3 protein-coding genes are annotated in these 3,442 nt (G+C 65.7%); 1 reads left to right on the top strand and 2 read right to left on the bottom strand.

The window, feature by feature from the left end:
• On the bottom strand, positions 1-1,678 hold a 1,678-nt coding region (locus tag VK519_RS16075), incomplete at its 3' end, for a sodium:solute symporter family transporter (RefSeq protein WP_324351408.1).
• Complete coding sequence (locus VK519_RS16080; RefSeq protein WP_324351410.1) at positions 1,675-2,523, bottom strand: HpcH/HpaI aldolase/citrate lyase family protein; 849 nt, start codon at positions 2,521-2,523, stop codon at positions 1,675-1,677. The genes VK519_RS16075 and VK519_RS16080, both read right to left, overlap by 4 nt.
• A gap of 147 nt (positions 2,524-2,670) precedes the next feature.
• Between VK519_RS16080 and VK519_RS16085 the strand changes: the two genes are divergently transcribed.
• On the top strand, positions 2,671-3,225 hold the full coding sequence (locus tag VK519_RS16085; RefSeq protein ID WP_324351412.1) for a GNAT family N-acetyltransferase: 555 nt from the start codon (positions 2,671-2,673) through the stop codon (positions 3,223-3,225).
• Positions 3,226-3,442: the final 217 nt, after the last annotated feature.

Raw genomic sequence — 3,442 nt, forward strand, 5'->3', positions numbered from 1 at the left:
GGAACGTCAGCACCACGTCGAACAGCACCAGGAACATGAAACCCCAGACCGTGGCCTTGGTCAGGTCGAAGCTGAAGTCGAGCAGGTGCATCTTGTGTTCGGCCATCGCCGTGGACCAGAACTGCCCTACGCCTTCGTGCAGGCTCCAGATGATGAAGCCGATGGCGAATATCGCCCCGCCCATCTTCACGATCACCTGCACGAAGTCGGTCCAGATCACCGCCTTCATGCCGCCCATGGCGGTGTAGACGATGGTGAAGCCGCCCATCAGGATCACGCTCCAGGTGGAGCTGATGCCGGTAATGGTGGCAATGGCCAGCGCCGGCAGGAACAGGATCACGCTCATCCGGCTACCCAGCTGGGTAAGGATGCACAACGCGCTGGCCAGCATGCGGATGGCCGGGTGGAAGCGCGTTTCCAGGTACGAAAATACGCTCATCAGGTCGAGCCGGCGCAACAGCGGCACGATCCACACCGCCACGAACATCAGTCCGAACACCGCGATGAGGTTGTTGGTGAGGTACTGCCAGTTGCTCTCGAAGGCCTTGGCCGGGATGGCGATGAAACTGATCGAACTGGTGTTGGCGGCGTATAGGCTGATGCCGGCCGCCCAGAATGGAATGGTGCGGCCACCGACGAAGAAGCTCGACGTGGAGCCGCGCTTCTCGCGCAGGTAGAAGAACAGGCCAATGCCGATCATCGCGCCGAGGTAAACCACGATGACGATCCAGTCCAGCCACTTCAGCAGCAGCTTGCTGCCCTGGAACTGGCCGGCGCTGACGGCTGTGCGGCCATCTACGCCGCTGGCCCAGGCGATACCGTCGTGCCATGGCATCACGGCCAACGGTACGAGCGCCAGGTCGTTGCCCTGCACTTTCGTCCACGCGTTGGTGATGGTCTGGAAGGTCACCGGCGTGATGGGCGTGGCGCCTGTGGCCGGTGCCATCAGGTACAGCACGTGCGCCTGGCCGATCGCGCGTGGCGCCGCCGGCAGCACGCGTCCCGGCAGGATGCCGCGGCGCGACCAACCGCCATCGGCGGTGAAACACCAGATCGCCTCGCCATCGCCCGACGGCACGGTGACGAACAGCGTGCCGTTCTGCACCACCATGGAAGAAACATCCGCCGGTCCCGGCCAACCCAATATGGGCGACCACGCAGGGTGATCGGCGGTGGGATCCATGCGAAAGATGCGGAAAGCCCCCGTTACGCCGCCGCCCACGTAGATGGCGGTATCGGAGATGGCCGCCATGGCACCGTCCAGTGGCATGGGCAAGGCCGGCAACGATTGCATGGCAAGCCCTGCAGCCTGCGACAGGCGCAGGTGCGCCATGGTATCGACGTGGCCACCGCTGCCCGACAGCAGGTAACTGTTCTTGCCATCGCTGGCGATCCCGGCCATATCCGTCGGCGCCATGCCCCCGGGCCATGCCACGGGGCGCCAGGCCGTGGCGCCATCGTCCAGCGCCCAGGCAGCGTCACCCACGATGGCGATGGCGGCGCCATCGACCATACCCATGCGCGTGGGCGTGGCCGCCGCTGGAAGTGTCGGAAGCGCCGATGTGCGCATCGGCGTCAATGCGTCGCGCGCAGGGTCGGCGTTGGCATGGCCTGCCACCGCGAGCCACGCGGTCGATGCCAGGCATATCACCATGGCCAACCGGTACCAGCCGATCATCGGGCGGAAGCCACGATCGCCTGGGCACGCTTCAGGAAGGGCAGGTCGATCATGCGGCCATCGACGGTGAGGGCGCCTCGACCGGTTTCGCTCGCCTCTCGCGCCGCAACTACCACGCGACGGGCCATGGCCAGTTCTTCTGGCGAGGGTGCGAAGGCGGCATTGGCCAGGGGTACCTGGCGCGGATGGATGCAACTTTTGCCGATGAATCCCAAACGCCTCGCCATGCCCGCCTCCGCCATGAAACCTTCCGTATCGTCGATGTCGGCGAAGGCGCCGTCGACAGCGAAGATACCTGCCCCGGCCGCCGCCATGCGCACGGCGAACATGGCCGCATGCACGTTGGCCCGGTCGGCCCGATCGATGGCATGGGGTTCGAACAGGTCGCCCAGGCCCAGTTGCAGCCCCGCCACCCGCGGATCGGCGATGGCGATGGCGGCGGCATGGGCCAGTGCGCGTGGCGTCTCGATATTCACCAGCAGCCGAATAGGCGTCGCCACGCCGTTTTCCCGTTCGGCCGCTTCAATGGCCTGAACCGCCTGGCGCAGGGCAGCGGCCGTTTCGATCTTGGGCAGGTTCAACAGCCCCAGGCCATCGCGGGCGACAGCGCGGATGTCGTCCGCGAAGTATTCCCCATCGGGAGCATTCACCCGCACGATGATCAGCTTCGCGGCCGCGCGGGCATCATCGGAGGCCACAAACGCAGCAACATGCGCTCGCGCCTGGGCTTTCATCGTGTCCAGGACCGAATCTTCAAGGTCCAGCGACAATGCGTCGGCCGCTCCGGCCAATGCCTTGGCGAAGAGCTCCGGCCGGCCGCCGGGCACGAACAGCTTGCTACGCATGCGCCCCCCGGGCCGTTGGCGACGTCTTCATCGCGGCCGAGTGTGCGGCAAGACACCAAGCGGATCGAGCCGGTTTCGCATGTTCACTCGATAGTTTTTCTATACTTCGCGCCTGCACCGCCCGTGCCGACTTCAAGGGGAAACGACGTGGACACGCCCGCTGGCACCACCATCCAAACCAGGCGCCTGACCCTCGATCCCTTGCGCGACGAGGACACGGCCACGGTGTTCGCCTACCGCAGCGATCCGACGACCAGCCGCTACCAGGGCTGGAAGCCGGCCGACGAAACGGAAGTCGCGCGGTTCATCGCCGACCAGCTGGCGCGACCCTTTGGTACGCCCGATAGCTGGTGCCAGCTGGCGATTCGCCACCGGGCATCGGGTGAGCTGCTGGGCGACTTCGGGGTGCACTTCCCGCCCACCCTCGACGACCCCATCGAGTTCGGCCTGTCGTTGCTGCCCGATGCCCAGGGCAAGGGCTTCGCGCGCGAAAGCATGGAAGCGGCCATCGACCTTGCGTTCAACCGATGGGGCTACCGGCGCGTTGTGGCTTCGGTAGACCCGCGCAACACGGCAAGCGTGGCGCTATGTCATGCATTGGGCATGCGCCAGGAAGCCCACCACGTGGAGAGTTACCGTTTCCGCGGCGAATGGGTGGACGACGTGGTGTTCGCCCTGCTTGCAAGCGAGTGGCGGAAATAAGCCCTTCACATCCGACCCATTAGCGTCGGAATCTTCGAAGGCAGGGCATTGCGCCATGCGCGACACCGTAGGGCACGGCAAAGACCACGCGGAACGCACCCAGGTAGGCGTCACGCGCGATGCCAGGCAGGGTCGTCGCCGCGGCATCGGCGCGTTCGTGTCCTTCGCAGGTCCCGCCATGGTGGTGTCGGTGGCATACATCGACCCGGGCAACTTC

This window comes from Pinirhizobacter sp., assembly GCF_035317885.1.
In the GTDB taxonomy this organism is placed as follows: Bacteria; Pseudomonadota; Gammaproteobacteria; order Xanthomonadales; family Rhodanobacteraceae; genus Pinirhizobacter.